At 60.9% G+C, this 19,654-nt stretch carries 13 protein-coding genes; 12 read left to right on the plus strand and 1 reads right to left on the minus strand.

Annotated elements, in window-relative coordinates; translation table 11 throughout:
* Nucleotide 1 precedes the first annotated feature (1 nt).
* The 3 genes from ND528_RS26200 to ND528_RS26210 are packed head-to-tail and all read left to right on the plus strand — an operon-like array spanning nt 2 to nt 4,663.
* Nucleotides 2-2,404, plus strand: a complete 2,403-nt coding sequence (locus ND528_RS26200; RefSeq protein WP_263471556.1) for an aldehyde dehydrogenase family protein — start codon at nt 2-4, stop codon at nt 2,402-2,404.
* 44 nt (nt 2,405-2,448) lie between these two features.
* Nucleotides 2,449-3,759 carry a phenylacetate--CoA ligase family protein gene (locus ND528_RS26205; RefSeq protein ID WP_263471557.1) on the plus strand — a complete coding sequence of 437 codons (1,311 nt, stop codon included), beginning with the start codon at nt 2,449-2,451 and terminating at the stop codon, nt 3,757-3,759.
* Nucleotides 3,728-4,663 carry a GNAT family N-acetyltransferase gene (locus tag ND528_RS26210; RefSeq protein WP_130912924.1) on the plus strand — a complete coding sequence of 312 codons (936 nt, stop codon included), beginning with the start codon at nt 3,728-3,730 and terminating at the stop codon, nt 4,661-4,663. Before ND528_RS26205 ends, ND528_RS26210 begins: the two co-directional genes overlap by 32 nt.
* A gap of 45 nt (nt 4,664-4,708) precedes the next feature.
* Here the strand turns inward: ND528_RS26210 and ND528_RS26215 are convergent, their stop codons facing one another.
* Nucleotides 4,709-5,236, minus strand: a complete 528-nt coding sequence (locus tag ND528_RS26215; protein WP_130912925.1) for a hypothetical protein — start codon at nt 5,234-5,236, stop codon at nt 4,709-4,711.
* A 354-nt stretch (nt 5,237-5,590) separates the two neighbouring features.
* Here ND528_RS26215 and ND528_RS26220 point away from each other — a divergent pair, with 354 nt between their 5' ends.
* From ND528_RS26220 to ND528_RS26260, 9 genes are all read left to right on the plus strand, one after another.
* Nucleotides 5,591-7,582, plus strand: coding sequence for a methyl-accepting chemotaxis protein (locus ND528_RS26220; protein ID WP_137213536.1), 1,992 nt, complete (start codon nt 5,591-5,593; stop codon nt 7,580-7,582).
* 240 nt (nt 7,583-7,822) lie between these two features.
* Complete coding sequence (locus ND528_RS26225) at nt 7,823-8,269, plus strand: DUF411 domain-containing protein (protein WP_263471558.1); 447 nt, start codon at nt 7,823-7,825, stop codon at nt 8,267-8,269.
* On the plus strand, nt 8,269-8,703 hold the full coding sequence (locus tag ND528_RS26230; RefSeq protein ID WP_263471559.1) for a YqaA family protein: 435 nt from the start codon (nt 8,269-8,271) through the stop codon (nt 8,701-8,703). Before ND528_RS26225 ends, ND528_RS26230 begins: the two co-directional genes overlap by 1 nt.
* An 86-nt stretch (nt 8,704-8,789) precedes the next feature.
* A complete protein-coding gene (locus ND528_RS26235; RefSeq protein ID WP_110603361.1) occupies nt 8,790-9,836 on the plus strand; it encodes an alpha/beta fold hydrolase in 1,047 nt (348 codons plus the stop codon).
* A gap of 12 nt (nt 9,837-9,848) precedes the next feature.
* The gene (locus ND528_RS26240) at nt 9,849-10,802 is read left to right on the plus strand and encodes a D-2-hydroxyacid dehydrogenase family protein (RefSeq protein ID WP_263471560.1); all 954 of its coding nucleotides are present in this window, start codon (nt 9,849-9,851) and stop codon (nt 10,800-10,802) included.
* Nucleotides 10,803-11,392: 590 nt separating this feature from the next.
* Nucleotides 11,393-12,979 (plus strand): glycogen synthase GlgA, encoded by a 1,587-nt coding sequence (gene glgA, locus ND528_RS26245; RefSeq protein WP_263471561.1) that lies wholly within the window; start codon nt 11,393-11,395, stop codon nt 12,977-12,979.
* A gap of 17 nt (nt 12,980-12,996) precedes the next feature.
* Nucleotides 12,997-14,799, plus strand: coding sequence for a malto-oligosyltrehalose trehalohydrolase (gene treZ, locus ND528_RS26250; RefSeq protein ID WP_263471562.1), 1,803 nt, complete (start codon nt 12,997-12,999; stop codon nt 14,797-14,799).
* Nucleotides 14,796-16,874, plus strand: a complete 2,079-nt coding sequence (gene malQ, locus ND528_RS26255; protein WP_263471563.1) for a 4-alpha-glucanotransferase — start codon at nt 14,796-14,798, stop codon at nt 16,872-16,874. Before treZ ends, malQ begins: the two co-directional genes overlap by 4 nt.
* On the plus strand, nt 16,871-19,645 hold the full coding sequence (locus ND528_RS26260) for a malto-oligosyltrehalose synthase (RefSeq protein ID WP_263471564.1): 2,775 nt from the start codon (nt 16,871-16,873) through the stop codon (nt 19,643-19,645). Before malQ ends, ND528_RS26260 begins: the two co-directional genes overlap by 4 nt.
* Nucleotides 19,646-19,654 lie beyond the last annotated feature (9 nt).

Below are 19,654 nucleotides of genomic sequence, written 5' to 3' on the forward strand. Positions count from 1 at the left end.
TATGTATTTGATCAATGGACAACTGCACGACGTTTACCAACTCGACCAAGCGCTGCAAGAGTTGCAACAAAAGTTGCCGCAGCTCTTGGCGACGGCAATCGACAGCAGCCAGGTCATCAAGGCAGTGGCGAGGTTTACCGACCGACTGCGTAGCGCACCGACGAATCTGCCCCTCGACAACGAGCAGCGTCAGGCCCTGATGGATTTCTGCCGGCCCGAGGCCTTGATCTCTAAACGCGAGCGCGAACTTGGCGCCGATCCCGACTCTCTGCGTCGCATCGATTATCGCCAGCCGCGCTTCGAAGCGTGGCGCCCACTCGGGCTGGTGGTGCACATCACTCCCGCCAACGCGCCGTTGCTGGCCTTTTGTGCGGTGGTCGAGAGTCTGCTCGCCGGCAACATCAACTGGCTGCGCCCCAGCCGCAGCGATCAGGGCCTGACGGCACGACTGCTCAGCGCATTGGTGGACTGTGATCCGAGCGGACACCTGGCCGGTTACGTCGCAGTCGTCCCGGCTGATACCGAACAGATCGGCCAATTGTGCAAGCACGCCAACGGTGTTGCGGCATGGGGTGGCGAAGCGGCGTTACAAGCGATTCGGCAACAGCTGGCGCCGGGTTGTCGCTGGATCGATTGGGGGCATCGCATCAGCTTTGTGTATCTAACCCCGGAATCGGCTACGCCAGGGGCGCTCGATGCCGTCGCCGACGAAGTCTGCCGACTGGATCAGCAGGCCTGCTCGAGCCCGCAATGGCTGCTGGTCGACAGCGATGATCCGCAGGTGTTGCGCGATATCGGAGAACGCCTGGCGCAGGCGCTGCAACGACGCGCCGCGCAATGGCCGGCACTGGTACCGACAATCCAGGAGGCCTCGCAAATTACCACGCACACGCAGATGGCCCGCCTCGGCCAGAGTTTCGCCGGTCACACCGGGCAAGTCTGGAACGGCGCGGGCTGGCGGGTGATATGGGCGCACGACCGGCAGCTTGCGCCTTCACCGCTGTTTCGCAGCGTACTGCTGCATCCAGTGCCGCAGGCGCTGCTGAGCGCCACCCTGCTGCCGTGGCGCAATGTGCTGCAAAGTTGTGCGTTGGCGTGTGCTCAACCGCGCATTGTCGAGCTTTGCCATGCGCTGATCGCTGCCGGGGTCACGCGGATCGCACCGATCAGCGGCATTCACGACGGTTACGCAGGCGAACCCCATGACGGCGTCTACGCGCTGCAACGCCTGAGTCGACGCGTATCGGTGTGTCTGGAGGCCACGCATCTGTCGAATCAGGCCAGTCTCGATTCAGCGCCGTTACCAGCGAAGCCATGCACTGCGATCATGGACAAACAGGCCTTCGTCGCCCAGCCCATCAACGATCAGGCGCAGTTGTATTTCCGTTCTGGAGGCAGCAGCGGCACCCCTGCTCTGGCCGGCTACAGTTATCGCGACTTCGATCGGCAAATGCGCGCAACCGCAGACGGTCTGTTCGCCGGTGGCCTTGATCCGGCGCGGGATCGGGTCATGAACCTGTTCTTCTGCGGCGGGCTGTATGGCGGTTTTCTCAGCTTCAGCAAAGCGCTGGAACTGCTTGAGGTGACGCACCTGCCCATGGCCGCTCCTACAGATGACGATTATCGTGAGATTGCCCAGCTGATCATCGATCAGCGGGTCAACGTGCTGGTGGGTATGCCAGCCACGCTGCATCGCCTGTTTCTCAACGAGCAGGAATGTCTGCGCATTTATGGCGGGGTCGAAAAAGTCTTTTTGGGTGGCGAGCACCTGAGCGAGCAGAACCGGGCATTGCTGCGCCGCTGTGGCGTATCGACGATTCGCTCGGCGATCTACGGCAGCGTCGATGCCGGCCCACTTGGCCATGCCTGCCAGGCTTCGGCCGATGGGGTTTTCCATTTGATGAGCGATATCCAGCAGTTGGAAATCGTTGCGTTCGAAGAAGATGTGCCGGTTGCGGGTGATCAGGTGGGGCGGCTGCTGGTGACCTCGCTCGCCCGCGACGGTGGTCAACGCGTGCAGCGTTATGAGATTGGCGACACCGGGCGCTGGCTGCCGGGCGTTTGCGCCTGCGGGCTGACGTCGCCACGCTTCGAGCTGTTGCAACGCCACGGCAAGCTGTTGCGCATCGGCACTGACTTTATCTCCCTGAGCGAATTGGCGTCGCGGCTGCAAGTTCCGTTTCAGTTGCAGCTGGACCACAGCGCTGACGGCGTCGAGCGCATGCAACTGCGCTGCGAACTCGCAGCCGACATCGCTGAAACCCGTCTCGCCGATTACCTGACATTGATGACCGTCATCGACAGCGGACTGCTGGTCCTGCACATCGAGCAGTGCTCGCCCGCGAATTTCATTCAAAACAGACACAGCGGCAAAACGCCGCTGGTCATCGACTCACGCCGCTGACGTTCGAGCGTGAGCCAGCTCATTCGAATCAAGAAGAATACATCGTGAAAACAACCGACCCGATTAGCGAATTGACGGGTTATGCCCGTGAGCATTCGCCCTACTACAAGAACAGCCTCGCCGATGTTCCCGAGGCAATAAACTCGCTGTGCGAATTACCGTTGCTTGATCCGGCAGATTTCTGGAAAGACAGTGCGGATCTGGCGCACTGGCCGGTACTGACAGCTCCCATTGAACACGCCTTGGTCTTCAAGACCGGTGGCTCTACCGGCGGCGGCAGGCTTTCGGTCTATACCCGCACTGAATGGCAACGCACGGTCGAAGATTTCGGCCGCAGTCTGAGCGGGCAATTCAGCCCTGGCGACCGTGTCGCCAATCTGTTTTTCGCTGGCGACCTGTACGCCAGTTTTCTGTTTATCCATGATTCGCTGGCCCATGTTGAAACAGCGATCACCGAGTTTCCGTTTACCGGTGAGGTCGATCCGCTGAAGTTGGCCGATGCCATCGCCCAGCACCGGATCAACGTGCTGGCTGGCGTGCCTGCGCAACTATTGACCTTCGCCAGTTGGCTCAAGCAACGCAACCTTGCGTTACCGTTGGTTGATACCGTGCTTTACGGCGGGGAGAGCCTGTTTGCCTCACAGCGCCAACTCCTTGAGCAAGTGCTGCCCAACGCGCGCATTGCCTCGATCGGCTACGCCAGCGTCGACGGTGGATTTATCGGTGCCAGTCATCGTGACTGCATGGAAGGCGAACATCGCACGCCCGACGGCCACGTCCTGCTGGAGATTGTCGATCATCACAGCGGCGCAACGATCGAGGCCTGCGAGCAAACAGGTCTGCTGGTGTTGACCAATCTGCATCGGCGCCTGATGCCGCTGATCCGCTATCCCGTGGGTGATCTGGCGTGCTGGCGCGAACCGGCTGGAACCGCGCAACGCAAATTCGCCTTGAAAGGCCGCAGCGCCAGCAGCCAGCGTGTGCGGGTCGGCATTCTGTCGCTGATAACCGATGAAATCGGCGAAACCGTGCGATGCATCACGGGCAGCGACGACTGGCAGTTGTTGATCGAGCAGGCCGACGGCAGCGATGTGTTGACCTTCAAATGCGTGATCAACGAACGCTCGATCTGCAGGCTCGGCCAGCTTGAAGCGCGACTGATCGAACTCTACCCCGGGATATTGCCCCTGCAGGCCGCAGGGTTACTGGAGTTGCGTATTCAAAGCTGCCAATTCGAGGATCTCGCACGTCATCCTCGCGCAGGCAAACGACTGCGGGTGATTGATCTGCGCTGCTATGACCGGAATGACAGGGAGGTGTCTGATGGAATCTTTGGTCCTGCGCAATTACCGTGACAGCGACGCGGTTGCTGTCAGCGAACTGTTTCGCGAGGTTTATGGCGACCGTTACCTGAAGATCGACGTGTATCTGCCCTGTCTGATCAACCAAAACCATGCGGATAAACGCTGGCATTCACTGGTGGCAGTCGAGGGCGAGCGGATCCGGGGTCATGCGACCTTGTATCGGCAGAGCGAAAAAGCGCACGACGCCGAGTTGGCGTTGAGCGCCGTACATCCCGACACACGCGGGCAGAACATTGCCACGCGGCTGGGCGAGCAACTGCTCACTCACGCGCAGGCGTTGGGCTGTCGCAGCGTTTCGATCAAACAGGTGACCCATCACCCTTACACCCAACGCATGGCCCTCAACCTCGGTTTTCATAACACCGGACTGCTCCCGGATTACGTCCGCTCACCTTTCGGCTGCAAGATGCCAGAGTCGATCGTGGTGGGCGTTCGCGCCATCGATGGTTATCAGCGACCACTGCCAGCGCAGGTGTGGCCCCCCAGCTGCCGTACGTTCATGCACAGACTGGCGGACGTATTCGGTGTCGGGGCCGGCGCTACACGCTGGCGCGGGGCCTCGGTCCAGGTCGAACAACATGGCAATCGCCATGAAATGCTGCTGGAGAAACTCGACCCGGAACTGCTCAGCCAGCTCAGAGCATTACCCAGGCATTGGCTGATTTCGATTCATCTGCAGCTGTCGCGACACTTTGCCGGGGACCTGCACAGCCTGAACGCCATCGGTTTCGCTTTCACCGGCCTGGCGCCGGCGCATGACAATTGCGGGGGATGGCTGGCGTTGTTCCATCGCGGTTACCGTCCGCGCAAACTGGCATTGCATTGCCCGCACATGCAGACGCTGCATGATCAGATACGACGGCAAATCGGCAGTGGTGATTTGCCGCCGGTTTGAACGAGCGCCAGTAAACGACATGAGCCCGCTCAACTGCGCGCGGGTTTATGCCTTGGCCGTCAGGCCCTTGTCGGATGGCACGGCAGCGTTGCCTTCACCATAGGTCTTGAGATTCTGCAGGACGTAAATGGCTTTCTTGAATTCGGGAATCAGGCTCTTGCCGTAGTAATTGCCATTGAGACTGTTGGTCTGGATAGCATCGAGCTGCGTGGCGAAATATTCCAGCGCGTTGAACTTAGCCTCCGGGTCCTTCTGCACGCCGAACCGGTCGAACTTGTCGCCGGCATTGAGCAAGGTAATCGAGGTGATCTCGGAAATCAGGCCGCGCCCGCGCAGAAACTCGCTCAGGTTGCCCAGTTGCTTGACGGAGACGTTGGCCGGGTCGAAACCCTTGATCTGCTTGCGCAAGCCCTGTTTGTCCATCTCCGCGACATTCAGTGCATTCGGATCGTTACCGACCAGGGTCAACATCTGCTGCACTTTGACGCTCTGCGAAACCTGCTTCTTCGCGCCGGTATCACGGACCAGAACGCCCGCCTTGCTTTCCCAGGCGCCGGTATAGCCGATCGTCATGCGAGTACTCCTTGTGCAGTGAGCATGAAATGTCCTTGTCCAACGATTTGAATGTGCGCGAGTATCGGCCGCTTCGCCTGATCCAACCAACCCTTTTGTGCGCTTTTTTACAAATCTCGTACATTCATGACACTGAGCTGAAGGCCCGCAAACATTGCTTCAGAGCCGTCATCAGGATGTAACAACTGTGGCGATTACTGGAGATGTACCAATCCCGATACCAACCGGTCATCGCCCTGAGTTCTTTCGGCACGCAAGTACCTAAAGCTTCCGCGCGCCACGTCGATACGCTGTGATACCCGTCCTGTTTTGACCCTGCCTTCCAATAAAAAACGCCGCTCAAGGATCAGTTCCATGCCCGCACTGCGCACTATTCAGGCTCGCTACACGCTGTTTCTGGTTCTGTTCATCCTGCTGTTGTCCGTGCTGACCGTGGTCGGCATCAGCCAGTTGGTCGCACCGACCCTGCGCGATACCGAAGAGAAGGTGGTACTCAACCGCATCGCCGAAGTCGCCGTGCAGATTCAGGGCGAGTTGAACAAGGTGCAGGCGCAGCAACGCAGCATCACCCAGACCATCCCCCTGCTCGACAGCGCCGCCATCGATGTGGTGTTGCCCGGGCTGGTGGATCAGTACGGCGAACTGAAAGTCTTTGGCGGCGGTATCTGGCCGTTGCCGGGCCAGCGCGAAGCCGGGCGCAACAAGTTCAGCACCTTCTGGCACCGCGATGCCTCGGGGCAGCTCAAGGTCAATACGTTCTGGAACAGCGACGCCGCACCCAACTACTACGACCAGAGCTGGCACAAGGGCGGCATGGCCACCCCGCGCGGCCAATGCGCGTGGGCCGCTGCCTATAAGGACGACGCCAGTGCCGAGCCGCGCACCAACTGCGCCATGGCGATCTACAAGAACGGCAGCGCCTGGGGCGTCTCGACCATCGACGTGACCCTGGGCTTTTTCAACGACCTGGTGGCACGCAAGGAAAAAGACCTCAACGCCGAGATGCTCATCGTCGAGGCTGACGGCAAGATCATCAGCAACAGTTCGCGCATCAGCGGCCCGATCGTGTTGAAGAACATCAGCGAACTGGCGGCCAGCTCGACCTTCGTCAATCAGATCAAGACCGGCCTGCAGAACCGCGATAAAGCGCAGCGCGTCGAGTTCGACAACAACGGTGAAGACGCCACATTCTTCATGCGCCCTATCGAGGGCACACCTTGGTTCCTCGCCACTGCCCTGCCGACCAAGATGCTCACCGCCCAGCGTGACGATGTGCTCAACAGTCTCAGCCTGATCCAGATTCCACTGGTGATCCTGCTGGTGCTGTTGCAGGTTTACGCGATTCGCAAACTGGTACAGCGCATGAAGGCTCTGAAAGCCAACATCGATTCGCTGTCCAGCGGCGACGCCGACCTGACTCGCCGCATCACCATTCGCGCCGAAGACGAACTGGGTGCCATCGGCCATTCGGTCAACACCTTCATCGTCTACCTGCAGAACATGATCGGCGAAGTCACCCAGGCCACCGGCGCCATGGCTTCCAGCCTCGACAATCTGCAACGCACCTCGGCGCACACCAGCCAGATTCTGCTGCGTCACGCCTCGGAAACCGACCAGACCGTCACCGCCATTACCGAAATGAGTTCCACCGCTGAAAGCGTGGCGCAGAATGCCGCTGAAACCGCTGCGTTCACCCAGCGCGCCAATGAAAACGCCGATCGCTCGCGCGTCGTGGTGGGTGAAGCGACCAACAGCGTGGTTGCGCTGATCGACGAAGTGGCCAGCGCTACACACAAAGTTGAAAACATGCAGCAGGACGCCCAGCGCATCACCGAAATCCTCGGCGTGATCGGTGCGATTGCCGGGCAGACCAACCTGCTCGCCCTCAACGCCGCGATTGAAGCGGCGCGTGCCGGGGAACAGGGTCGCGGTTTTGCGGTGGTGGCGGATGAAGTCCGCGCCCTCGCCGCCCGTACCCAGGCCAGCACTTCGGAAATCAACGAAATGTTGACCCGTCTGACCCAAGGCGTGAGTTCGTCGGTCAGCGCCATGGAAAACACCCAGGCCAGTTGCCAGTCCGCCGCTGACGCCACCGCCCGAGTCAACTCGGGGCTGGACGAAATGGCCGGTTCGGTAAGCCATATCAACAGCCTCAGCACGCAGATCGCCACCGCCGCTGAACAACAAAGCGCAGTGACCGAAGAAATCAACCGCAGCATGGTGCAGATCCGCCACATGGTCGATGAACTGGTGCAGAGCGGCCAGGCCAGCGAATTGAACACCCGGCAGTTGCTCGAAGCCAATAGCCGTGTGAGCGCGATCATGGGGCGTTTCAAGGTCAGTTGAGCCAGCCGCAACCACGGGGATTTTGGCCTTTACGCCAATCCCCTGTGGGAGCGAGCCTGCTCGCGAAAGCGATTTTTCAGTCACTGTATCTGCGGCTGGTCAACCGCATTCGCGAGCAGGCTCGCTTCCACATTGGTTCAGCTGTCTTGTAGCAACTGGAAACACTCAGTTGATGCCGGGATGGAAAAACCGGTCAAAATGCGTTCTTGCTGACCTTCACCGAGTCGAGAGCCCATTCCCATGCGAAGCCAACTGCGTCTGCTCGCCCTGAGCGCCCTGTTCATCTCCTCCCTGGCGCAAGCCGCCGAACTGATCCCGATCGAAGTGCACCGCGACGCCAATTGCGGCTGCTGCAAAAAGTGGATCAGCCATCTCGAAGCCAATGGTTTCAAAGTCGAAGACCACGTCGAAAGCGACATGAGCAGCTTCAAACAGCAGCACGGCGTACCACAGCGTCTGGCGTCCTGCCACACGGCGATCATCAATGGCAAATTCGTCGAAGGCCATGTGCCGGCCGATCAGGTGCTTGCGTTGAGCAAGCGCGACGATCTGCTGGGTGTGGCTGCGCCGGGCATGCCAATGGGCTCGCCGGGCATGGAAATGGACGGCATGAGCGATGCGTACCAAGTGATCGGCCTGAAGAAGGACGGCGCTGACGTGGTAGTGGCGGACTACCCGGCCCGTTGATGGGGGCAGCCTACTTCGGCCTGTTCTTTGCTGCGTTTGGTGCGGCAACTTTGTTGCCATTGCAGTCCGAGGCGCTGCTGGTCGGCCTGATCGTCAGCGAGCGTTACTGGCTGTGGGGTTTGCTCGCGGTGGCGACGCTGGGCAACGTGCTCGGTTCGCTGGTCAACTGGTGGCTGGGCCGTGGCATCGAACGCTTTCAGGATCGACGCTGGTTCCCGGTCAGCCCAAAGCATATGGCCAAGGCGCGCAAGCACTACGAGCGTTATGGGCATTGGTCGCTGCTGCTCAGTTGGCTGCCGGTGATCGGCGATCCGCTGACCTTGATAGCCGGCGTCATGCGCGAACCGCTCGGGCGCTTTCTGTTGATCGTGACCCTGGCCAAAGGCGCGCGCTATGGCGTGCTGGCCTTGCTGACACTGGGCTGCCTCGGTTGAACCAACCTTCGCTGTGATTGCCTTTGTTTAACGTCGGCGTAATCCCCGCCTTCCAGAGTCGGCCAATTTTCAAGGAGTTTGTGCTTATGTCCGTCACGCTTTCCCGCTGGCTGCCCGGCCTCGTCCTCAGCGCTGCCCTGCCATTAATGGCGCACGCAGCCACTGAAACCGCACCTGCCGAAGGGCCGGCCTACGGCCCGGAGCTGCAAGGCTTCCAATATCCCTACACGCTTAAACACTTCGCCTTCGAATCCCAGGGTCAGAAACTGCAAATGGGTTACATGGACGTCGCCGCCAATGGCAAGGCCAACGGCCGCACCGTGGTGCTGATGCACGGCAAGAATTTCTGCGCAGCGACCTGGGACAGTTCGATCAAGGCCTTGAGCGACGCCGGCTACCGCGTGATCGCGCCGGACCAGATCGGCTTCTGCACCTCCAGCAAACCTGAGCACTATCAGTACAGCTTCCAGCAACTGGCCACCAACACTCAGCAACTGCTCAAAGCCCTGGGTATCCAGAAAGCCACCGTGCTCGGCCACTCCACCGGCGGCATGCTCGCCACCCGTTATGCGCTGCTGTTCCCCGAGCAGGTCGATCAACTGGCGATGGTCAACCCGATCGGTCTGGAAGACTGGAAAGCCCTCGGCGTTCCGTATCGCACCGTCGATCAGTGGTATCAGCGCGAGTTGAAGGTCACGGCCAAGGGCATTCGCGACTATGAGCGCACCACCTATTACGATGGCCGCTGGAAGCCGGAATTTGATCGTTGGGTCGACATGCTCGCCGGTCTGAGCAAAGGTCCGGGCAAGACCCAGGTCGCGTGGAACTCGGCGCTGATCTACGACATGATCTTCACCCAGCCGGTGTACTACGAGTTCAAGGACCTGAAGATGCCGACCCTGTTGCTGATCGGCACCTCCGACACCACTGCCATCGGCAAGGACCTCGCACCGCCGGAAGTGAAAGCGAAAATCGGTCATTACGAGGTGCTCGGCAAACAGGTCGCCAAGCTGATTCCGCAGTCGACACTGATCGAGTTCCCGGGCATGGGCCACGCGCCACAAATGGAAGAACCGGAGAAATTCCATCAGGCGTTGCTCGGCTGGCTGGGCAAGACTCCTTCCGCTCCTTGATGAGGTAAGGCGATGACGGTGCAGATTGCAGTGATCGATGACTGGCAGGACGTGGCCCGCGACGTGGTCGACTGGTCCGTGCTCGAGGGCATCGGTGAAGTAACTTTTGTGCACGATTACCCGGCCGACAACGCCACGCTGGCCGAGCGCTTGGGCAAGTACCAAGTGATCTGCGTGATGCGCGAACGCACGCGTTTTGATGCCGACCTGCTCGGGCGCCTGCCCAATCTGAAGTTGCTGGTCACCGGCGGCATGCGCAATGCGGCGCTGGACATGCCGGCTGCAGCAGCGCTGGGCATCAAGGTCTGCGGCACCGACAGCTATAAACACGCCGCGCCGGAACTGACCTGGGCGCTGATCATGGCTGCCACCCGGGATCTGGTGAAGGAAGCCAATGCCCTGCGCGCCGGCCTGTGGCAACAAGGACTCGGCGGCGACCTGCACGGCAAGACCCTGGGCATCCTCGGCCTTGGCAGTATCGGCCAGCGGGTCGCGCAATTCGGTCAGGTGTTCGGCATGCGGGTGATCGCCTGGAGCGAAAACCTCACCGCCGAACGCGCGGAACAGGCCGGTGTGACGTACGTCAGCAAGCAGCAACTGTTCGAGCAGGCCGACGTGCTGTCGGTGCATCTTGTGCTCAGCGAGCGCAGTCGCGGTCTGGTCGATGCCCAGGCGCTGGACTGGATGAAACCGACTGCGCTGCTGGTCAACACTGCTCGCGGGCCGATCGTCGATGAAGCGGCGTTGATCAAGGCGCTACAGAAACGGCGGATTGCCGGGGCAGCGCTGGATGTGTTCGAGCAAGAGCCTTTGCCGGCCCTGCACCCATTTCGCACGCTGGACAATGTCCTCGCCACCCCCCATGTGGGATATGTCAGTCGGCAGAATTACGAGCAGTTCTTCCGGCAGATGATCGAGGATATTCAGAGTTGGGCAGCTGGGGAGCCGGTGCGTCTGTTGAATTGAGTCCATCACTTTAAAGTTGAGTTGCTGCAACAGGCCTCTTCGCGAGCAGGCTCGCTCCCACAGGTTGTACGCGTCCCAATGTGGGAGCGAGCCAGCTCGCGAAGGGGTCATCTCAGATACCACGCTGAAATACCCTCGCACCACAACGGTGCAACCCGCCCATCCCTTAGCACAAAATCGTGACCGCTCAGTCACCGTTTTGGCCCACTCCGACCGAAAAACATGCCCTTCGTCGGAGCGTTTCCCCTCCTGAACCCTCGCTTACATCCCGACACAACCGATTGTCGAACAATTTACCCATTTGCCCTTACCCGCTCTAGGATCTGGCCTAGACTGATTTTTCAGTGGCCAAACCACTCGGTCATACCGACGAAAAAAAGTCGAAACTTTTGCTTCACGCCACAGGTCATCAGAACAACTGGGCGAAAGCGACTGGTGTAATCCTTGCAACGGCCTCACCACCCATTCTGCTTGCGCGTGTTGGGTCAGCATTTGCTCACCGATGCGTGGCGCCTTTGCGCCCGGCCACAGGACTTGGCCACGAAACAGCTTGTTCGAGACAAGAATCAGATCACACACGGGAGATACATATGATCAGTGCGGCATTGGATATTCAGGGAGAGCGTGCTCACCAGTCGCTTGGAGAATCGAGCACCATCAGTGTTCCCGGCAGCCGACAGATCAACGTACCCGGCACCAAGACGCTTGCTCCGGTAGCAAGCCAGAATCCCAACAAGAAAAAAGTGTTGTTCGTGACTTCGGAAATCGCCGATCTGGTCAAGACCGGCGGCCTCGGTGACGTCTCTGCCGCCCTGCCCCGGGCCATGGCTCATCTGCATGATGTGCGGGTGCTGATTCCCGGTTATCCGCAGGTGGTTCACAGCGAAAACCCGATTCACATCATCGGCGAGCTGGGTGGCCATGCCGCGCTGCCACCTTGCAAGATCGGGCGCATGGACATGCCCGATGGCCTGGTGATCTACGTGCTGATCTGCCCTGAACTCTACGAGCGTGAGGGTGGCCCTTACGGCGCCAACAACGGTCGCGACTGGCCGGACAACCATATCCGCTTCGCCCGTCTCGGCCTGGCCGCTGCCGACATCGCCGCCAATCTTGCGCAAATCCATTGGCGCCCGGATCTGGTGCACGCCCATGACTGGCCGGCTGGCCTCGCGCCCGCTTACATGCACTGGCGCGGGCAGCGCACGCCAACGCTGTTCACCATTCACAACCTTGCCTATCAAGGCGTGACCAGCCTTGGTTCCTGCCCGGAGCTGGGGATTCCCACACATGCCCTGCAACAGGAAGGCATGGAGTTCTACGGCAAGATGTCGTTCCTCAAGGCCGGCATGGCCTATTCGAGCCACATCACCACCGTCAGCGCGACGTATGCGCAAGAGATCACCACCCCGGACTTCGGCTGTGGCCTCGACGGTTTCCTTGCCGCCAAGACCCAGCAAGGCCTGCTCAGCGGCATCCCGAACGGCATCGATGAGAGCTGGGATTCGGCGACCGACCCGCACCTGTTTGCCCCGTTCGCCATCGGCGACTGGGAAGGCAAAGCGATCAACGCGGCGCACGTCCGTGAGCTGTTTGGCTTGAACGATTCGACTGGCCCGTTGTTCGCCGTGGTTTCGCGTCTCGTGTATCAGAAAGGTCTCGACCTCACCGAAGCGGTGTCCGAGTACATCGTGCAGAACGGTGGCCAGATCGCGATCATCGGCCGTGGTGAGCCGGAAGAAGAGCAAGCCATGCGTGAACTGGCCCTGCGCTTTCCTGGCCAGATCGGCGTACGCATCGGCTTCAACGAAACCGATGCCCGACGCATGTTCGCCGGCAGCGATTTCCTCCTGATGCCGTCGCGTTACGAGCCTTGCGGCCTGAGCCAGATGTACGCCCAGCGTTTCGGCTCGCTGCCGGTCGCGCGCAATACCGGCGGTCTGGCCGACACCATTGAAAACGGCGTCACCGGTTTCCTCTTCGATGAGTCCACCGTTGATAGCTATAAAGACGCCCTGAGCCGCGCGTTCAAGGTCTTCGCCTTCCCGGAATTGCTCAATGCCATGCGTTGCCGCGCCATGGCTGCACCGTTCAACTGGAGCAAAGCGGTTGAACCGTACGCCGAACTTTACGAACAACTGGTCGCCAAGGCGTTGGGTAAAGCCAGCCACAAATAACCAGGGAGTTGCAGAAAATGCCGTCAAGGACCCAAGAAACCTGGCCCCACGGCGCGATCATGCTGGATGCCGAGCACACGCAATTTGCGTTGTGGGCGCCTGACGCGTTCTACGTCAGTGTGGAACTGGAAGATGGAAAATCGTTGCCCATGCTGCCTCAGGGCGACGGTTGGTTTGTAATCAAGGCCAATTGCCCGGCGGGCAGTCGCTACGGTTACTGCATCGATGGCGAACTGGAGGTGCCGGACCCGGCCTCCAGAGCGCAGGATGGTGACCTCGACCGCCACAGTGTGGTGGTCGATCCCCATGCCTACCAATGGCGGCACACGACCTGGAATGGTCGGCCGTGGAGTGAAGCGGTGATTTACGAGCTGCACGTCGGTGCGCTCGGTGGTTTCGCCGAAGTCGAACAGCATCTGGCGCGCTTGGTGGCGCTGGGCATTACCGCCATCGAACTGATGCCGCTGGCGCAATTCCCCGGTGATCGCAACTGGGGCTACGACGGGGTGCTGCCCTATGCACCTCAAGCTTCCTACGGCACACCCGAACAACTCAAACACCTGATCGACACCGCCCACGGCCATGGCCTGGCGGTGATTCTCGACGTCGTCTACAACCACTTCGGCCCGGATGGCAACTATCTGCATCGTTACGCCAAGGGTTTTTTCCGCGAGGACAAGCACACGCCCTGGGGCGCGGCGATCGACTTCCGTCGCCCGGAAGTGCGCGAGTTCTTCATTGAAAACGCGCTGATGTGGCTGCTTGAATACCGTTTCGACGGCCTGCGTCTGGATGCGGTGCACGCGATTGAAGATCCCGACTTTCTCAGCGATCTGGCCCGACGCATTCGCCAGCAGATCGACCCGACCCGGCACGTCTGGCTGACTGTCGAGAACGAGCTGAACCAGTCGAGCCTGCTTGAGACCGACTACGACGCGCAGTGGAACGATGACGGCCATAACGCTTTGCACGTGCTGCTGACCGGCGAAACCGACGCCTATTACGCCGACTACGCCGCGCAACCCACCGAGCAATTGGTGCGCTGCCTGAGTCAGGGCTTCGTATTCCAGGGCCACATCACTCGCCATGGCGAACCTCGCGGCGAGCCGAGCGAACATCTGCCATCCACTGCGTTCGTGCTGTTCCTGCAGAACCATGACCAGATCGGCAACCGCGCGTTTGGCGAACGCCTGCATCAGCTCGCCGACCCGCGTGCGGTACAAGCGGCGACGGTGTTGTTGCTGCTGTCGCCGATGATCCCGCTGATGTTCATGGGCGACGAGTATGCCGCCGAGCAGCCGTTCCTGTTTTTCACCAGTCACCACGGTGAACTGGCAGAGCTGGTGCGAGAAGGCCGGCGCAATGAGTTCGCCGCGTTCAGTGCCTTTACCGATCCGCACAAGCGCGAGCAGATCCCCGATCCGAATGCCGAAGAAACCTTCCGCGCCTCGCAGCCACGACTGGTTGGCAGTGGCACGCCGTTACAACAGGAGACGCAAGAGCTCTACCGGCAGCTGTTGAAGTTGCGTCACCAGTACATCATTCCCCACCTCTCCGGAACTCAAGCGTTGGGCGCGCAAATGCTCGGCCATGGCGCGGTCAGCGCACGCTGGCGGCTGGGCAACGGCAGTGAGCTGCGAATTGACCTGAACCTCAGTGACACGCCAGTGGTCAACCCTGCACAGACTGATACCGAGTGGTTGTTTCAACAGCCAGCCGCAGTCGAACTGTCGGACCCGAACCAACTGCCGGCGTACACCGCGCTCGTCAGCCTCACGGCCGCACCCCTTTTGCACCCCCTGGATGGAGAGCGCCTATGAGCGATGCGCAACTGGAAATACTCGCCAGTCGAGCCGGCCTTGCCGTCGACTGGATCGACGCCAACGGGCGTCAGCAAAAAGTCGCTCCTGCTGTGTTGCGCAATGTCCTGATCGGACTCGGCCACCCCGCCAGCACCGCGCAAGAAATCGATGCCAGCCTGCTGGAATTGCAAGAAGTCCAGCAAGACCGCCATTTGCCGCCCCTGCTGACCTGCGACGTGGGCGTTGCCCTCGATCTGAGTCGCTACTTCTCACCGGAAACCCCCTGCGAAATCCATCTTGAAGACGGCTCGCAGATGAACCTGAAGCTGGACAACGAAGCGATGTTGCCCGGCTTGATTCCGGTCGGTTACCAGCAAGTGCATATCGCCGATCAGTATTTCACGCTCGCCGTGGCGCCTGAACGCTGCTTCAGCGTCGCCGATGCGGTCGATAGCCCGATCCCGCGCGCCTGGGGTCTGAGCGCCCAGTTGTATTCGCTGCGCCGTCCGGGTGACGGTGGCTTTGGGGATACGCAGGCGCTGGAGGAACTGGTTCGTGTAGCGGGTGAACGTGGCGCCGATGCGCTGGCGATCAGTCCGATGCACGCGATGTTCAGCGCAGACAATGGCCGCTACAGCCCTTATTCGCCGTCCAGCCGTTTGTTTCTCAATTCACTGTATGCCGCGCCGGGGAGCGTTCTCGGCGAACGCGCGTTGCGTGATGCAATTGATGCCAGTGGTCTGGCCGCGCAGTTCGAGCAGCTGGAAAATCTCAAGCTGATCGACTGGCCGACCGCTGCCGAAGCCAAGCAGAAACTGCTGCAAGCCTTGTATGACGGTTTCGTCGCTGGTGAGCATCCGCTGCACGCCGACTTCGCCAGTTTCCGCCATGCCGGTGGCGAAGCGCTGGAAAACCATTGCCGCTTCGAAGCGATTCAGGAAATGCGCGCCGCCCGTGGCGAAAGCCTCGACTGGCGCGAATGGCCGGAGCACTGGCAGGACCCGCGCGGCGCGGCGCTCGGCGCGTTTGCCGAGGAATACGCCGAGCGCATCGGTTATTTCGCCTTCTGCCAATGGCTGATCCATCGCTGCCTCGAACGCGCCCAAACTGCTGCGCGCAGTGCCGGCATGGGCATCGGTCTGATCGCCGACCTCGCCGTCGGTGCTGATGGGGCTGGTAGCCAAGCCTGGAGTTTTCAGGACGAATTGCTTGCCTCGCTGACCGTCGGCGCGCCGCCGGACATCCTCAATCGCAGCGGCCAGGGCTGGGGCATTTCCGCCTTCTCGCCGGAAGGGCTGATCCGCAACGGTTTCCGTGCCTTCATCGACATGCTGCGCGCCAACTTCGCCCACGCCGGCGGCCTGCGTATCGACCATGTCATGGGCCTGCAACGCCTGTGGGTGATTCCCAACGGTGCCGCCCCGGCCGATGGCGCCTATCTGTATTACCCGTTCGACGACATGTTGCGTCTGCTGACCCTGGAATCCCATCGGCATCAGGTCATCGTGCTCGGCGAAGACCTCGGCACCGTGCCGGAAGGCCTGCGGGAAAAACTCGCCGCGCGGTCAATCCTGGGCATGCGCGTGCTGTTGTTCGAACAGGACAACACCCGTTTCAAAGCGATTCTCGACTGGCCGGATGATGCCCTGGCGACCACCAGCACCCATGACCTGCCGACACTTAATGGTTGGTGGCATGGTCGTGACATTGACTGGAATGCACGCCTCGGCCTGGTCGATGCCAATGGCGAAATCGACTGGCGCCGGCATCGCGAGCGTGAACGCGAAGGCCTGCGCGATGCGCTGCGCCAGGATCCGCAGAACTTCCGCGAAGAGTCCCACGAAGCCGATCAAGTGGTCGATGCCAGTGTGCGTTTCCTCGGCCACACCCGCGCGCCGCTGGTCCTGCTGCCGCTGGAAGATGCCTTGGGTATCGATGAACAGCCGAATCTGCCTGGCACCACCGATTCACATCCGAACTGGTCGCGACGTTTGCCCGGTCCCAGCGAAGCGTTGCTGGACGGCCCCGATGCCGCCCGCCGCCTGGAACTGCTGGCTTGCGCGCGCCTTCAAGCCTCTGAGCGTGACCAATGAATCAACAGCAAATCCAGCCACTGCGCGCCACCTTGCGCCTGCAATTTCATAAGGGTTTTACCCTCGAACAAGCGGTGCCACTGGTGCCGTACTTTGCCCGCCTCGGCATCAGCCATATCTACGCCTCGCCCCTGCTGGCGGCGCGCGCCGGTTCCATGCATGGCTACGACGTGGTCGACCCGACCCAGGTCAATCCGGAACTGGGCGGCGAGCCGGCGTTGCGCCAACTGGTCAGCACCCTGCGCGAACACAACATGGGCCTGATCCTCGACATCGTTTCCAACCACATGGCCGTGGGCGGCAATGACAACCCGTGGTGGCTCGACCTGCTCGAATGGGGACGCCTGAGCCCGTACGGCGAGTTCTTCGACATTCAGTGGCACTCGCCGGACCCGTTGATGGAAGGCCAGTTGCTGCTGCCGTTCCTTGGCAGCGACTACGGAGTGGCGTTGCAGGAAGGCACACTCAAGCTCAAGTTCAACGCGCAGACAGGGACTTTTTACGTCGAGCACTACGACCACCATTTCCCGATCTGCCCGAACAACTATGGCGAACTGCTCAAGTCCGACGACACGCTGAAGTCTCTGGCAGATCGCTTCAGCACACTCAGCTACCAGACCGACGCACATTCGCTGGCGATGCCGCTCAAGCAGGAGCTGCGCGAGCTGGCGAGCGATCCGCGTGTTCTGGCGACTATCGAAGGCAGCCTCGCACAGTACGATTCCACCACCGAGGAAGGCTTTCACAAGCTTCACGAACTGCTGGAACGGCAAAGCTATCGCCTGGCCAGTTGGCGCACGGCGGCGGACGACATCAACTGGCGGCGCTTCTTCGACATCAACGAGCTTGGCGGCCTGCGCGTCGAGCGTCCGGCGGTGTTCGAAGCGACCCACGGCAAAATCTTCCAATTGGTCGAAGAAGGTCTGGTCGACGGCTTGCGCATCGACCACATCGACGGCCTCGCCGACCCGCGTGGCTACTGCCGCAAATTGCGCCGTCGCCTTGATCACTTGGCGCCGGGACGTCACCTGCCGATCTATGTCGAGAAGATCCTCGGCGAGGGCGAAACCCTGCGCCGCGACTGGAGCGTCGACGGCACCACCGGCTACGAGTTCATGAATCAGCTGTCGCTGCTGCAACACGACCCGGACGGCGAACATGTCCTCGGCGAACTCTGGCAGCGCCGCACCGAGCGCCCGGCTGCGTTCATGGAAGAAGCGCAACTGGCCCGCCAGCAGATCCTCAACGGCTCGCTGGCCAGCGACTTTGAAAGTGTCGCGCAGGCCCTGCATCAAGTCGCGCGGGATGACCTGATGACCCGCGACCTGACCTTGGGCGCGATTCGCCGCGTGCTCCACGCGTTGATCGTGCACTTCCCGGTTTATCGCACTTACATCAGCGCCATGGGCCGTTCCGAGCAGGACGAAGCGATTTTCCAGCACGCCATGGACGGTGCGCGGCAAACCCTCAGCGAAGCTGACTGGCCAGTGCTCGACTCGGTCGCCAGCTGGCTCGGCGGCACGCCTTGGCGCCGCAAGCCACGGGGGCGCTCGCGCAAGATCCTCAAGCATGCCTGCGTGCGTTTCCAGCAACTGACTTCGCCGGCAGCTGCCAAAGCCGTGGAAGACACCGCGCTGTATCGCTCGGCGGTGCTGCTGTCGCGCAATGATGTCGGTTACAACACCGAGCAATTCAGCGCGCCGGTCAGCGAGTTCCACGAAGTCAATCAACAGCGCATGGCCGAGTTTCCTGACAACCTGCTCGCGACTGCTACCCATGACCATAAGCGCGGCGAAGACACCCGCGCCCGGCTGGCGGTACTCAGCGAGCGCAGCCATTGGTACGCCGATCAGGTCGAACTGTGGCGCGCCCTCGCCCGCCCGGTGCGCATCGAAGATGACGCGCCTTCCGCTGGCGACGAGCTGATCCTCTATCAGGCATTGCTCGGCAGTTGGCCGCTGGATCTGCGGGACGACGACAAGGCCGGTTTCGCCGATTACGCCAAGCGCATCTGGCAGTGGCAACAGAAAGCCCTGCGCGAAGCCAAGCTGCAAAGCAGCTGGAGCGCGCCGAATGAAGCCTATGAAAACGCGGCACAGGCTTTCACGGAAAAGCTGCTGACCGGCGAAGAAGGTGAGTTGCTGCGTGCGGCGCTGAGCAAGACCGTCAACAGCATCGCCGCTGCCGGCGCGCTCAACGGGCTGGCGCAAACCTTGCTGCGCATGACCGTGCCGGGGGTGCCGGATCTGTACCAGGGCAACGAGTACTGGGATTTCAGTCTGGTCGATCCGGACAACCGCCGCCCGGTGGATTACGCCGCCCGCGAGCAAGCGTTGCAGGCATCCGTGCCGGGTACCGAACTGCTCAAGGACTGGCGTGACGGGCGCATCAAACAGGCGCTGATCAGTGAGGTGTTGAACCTGCGCAAGGAACACAGCGAGCTGTTCCGTCGAGGCGATTACCAGTCACTGGAAGTGCTGGGCAGCCAGGCGCACAACGTGCTGGCGTTCGCGCGTGAACACGAGGGCGTGCGGGCCATTGTGGTGGTGCCGGTGCGCTGCGCAACGTTGCTGGAAAACAGTGCCATACCGCAGGTCGATGCGCTGCGCTGGGGCGATACGCGGGTGGTTTTACCGTCTGCCGCTTCGGATACAAACCTGAAGGGACTTTTTGCCAGCAGCGTAGTCACACAAAACAGGGAGCTGAATGTCAGCGAAGCGCTGGGGGATGTCCCGGTCAATCTCTTTATCCAACACTTAACACAAGCATGAGTTCAGTTC

This window comes from Pseudomonas mercuritolerans (assembly GCF_025706525.1).
In the GTDB taxonomy this organism is placed as follows: domain Bacteria; phylum Pseudomonadota; class Gammaproteobacteria; order Pseudomonadales; family Pseudomonadaceae; genus Aquipseudomonas; species Aquipseudomonas mercuritolerans.

Excerpts from the sequence above, each read along its gene's own strand:
- ND528_RS26200 (WP_263471556.1), top strand. The coding sequence starts at position 2 with ATGTATTTGATCAATGGACAACTGCACGACGTTTACCAACTCGACCAA.
- ND528_RS26210 (WP_130912924.1), top strand. The coding sequence starts at position 3,728 with ATGGAATCTTTGGTCCTGCGCAATTACCGTGACAGCGACGCGGTTGCT.
- ND528_RS26215 (WP_130912925.1), bottom strand. The coding sequence starts at position 5,236 with ATGACGATCGGCTATACCGGCGCCTGGGAAAGCAAGGCGGGCGTTCTG.
- ND528_RS26220 (WP_137213536.1), top strand. The coding sequence starts at position 5,591 with ATGCCCGCACTGCGCACTATTCAGGCTCGCTACACGCTGTTTCTGGTT.
- ND528_RS26225 (WP_263471558.1), top strand. The coding sequence starts at position 7,823 with ATGCGAAGCCAACTGCGTCTGCTCGCCCTGAGCGCCCTGTTCATCTCC.
- ND528_RS26230 (WP_263471559.1), top strand. The coding sequence starts at position 8,269 with ATGGGGGCAGCCTACTTCGGCCTGTTCTTTGCTGCGTTTGGTGCGGCA.
- ND528_RS26235 (WP_110603361.1), top strand. The coding sequence starts at position 8,790 with ATGTCCGTCACGCTTTCCCGCTGGCTGCCCGGCCTCGTCCTCAGCGCT.
- ND528_RS26240 (WP_263471560.1), top strand. The coding sequence starts at position 9,849 with ATGACGGTGCAGATTGCAGTGATCGATGACTGGCAGGACGTGGCCCGC.
- glgA (WP_263471561.1), top strand. The coding sequence starts at position 11,393 with ATGATCAGTGCGGCATTGGATATTCAGGGAGAGCGTGCTCACCAGTCG.
- treZ (WP_263471562.1), top strand. The coding sequence starts at position 12,997 with ATGCCGTCAAGGACCCAAGAAACCTGGCCCCACGGCGCGATCATGCTG.
- malQ (WP_263471563.1), top strand. The coding sequence starts at position 14,796 with ATGAGCGATGCGCAACTGGAAATACTCGCCAGTCGAGCCGGCCTTGCC.
- ND528_RS26260 (WP_263471564.1), top strand. The coding sequence starts at position 16,871 with ATGAATCAACAGCAAATCCAGCCACTGCGCGCCACCTTGCGCCTGCAA.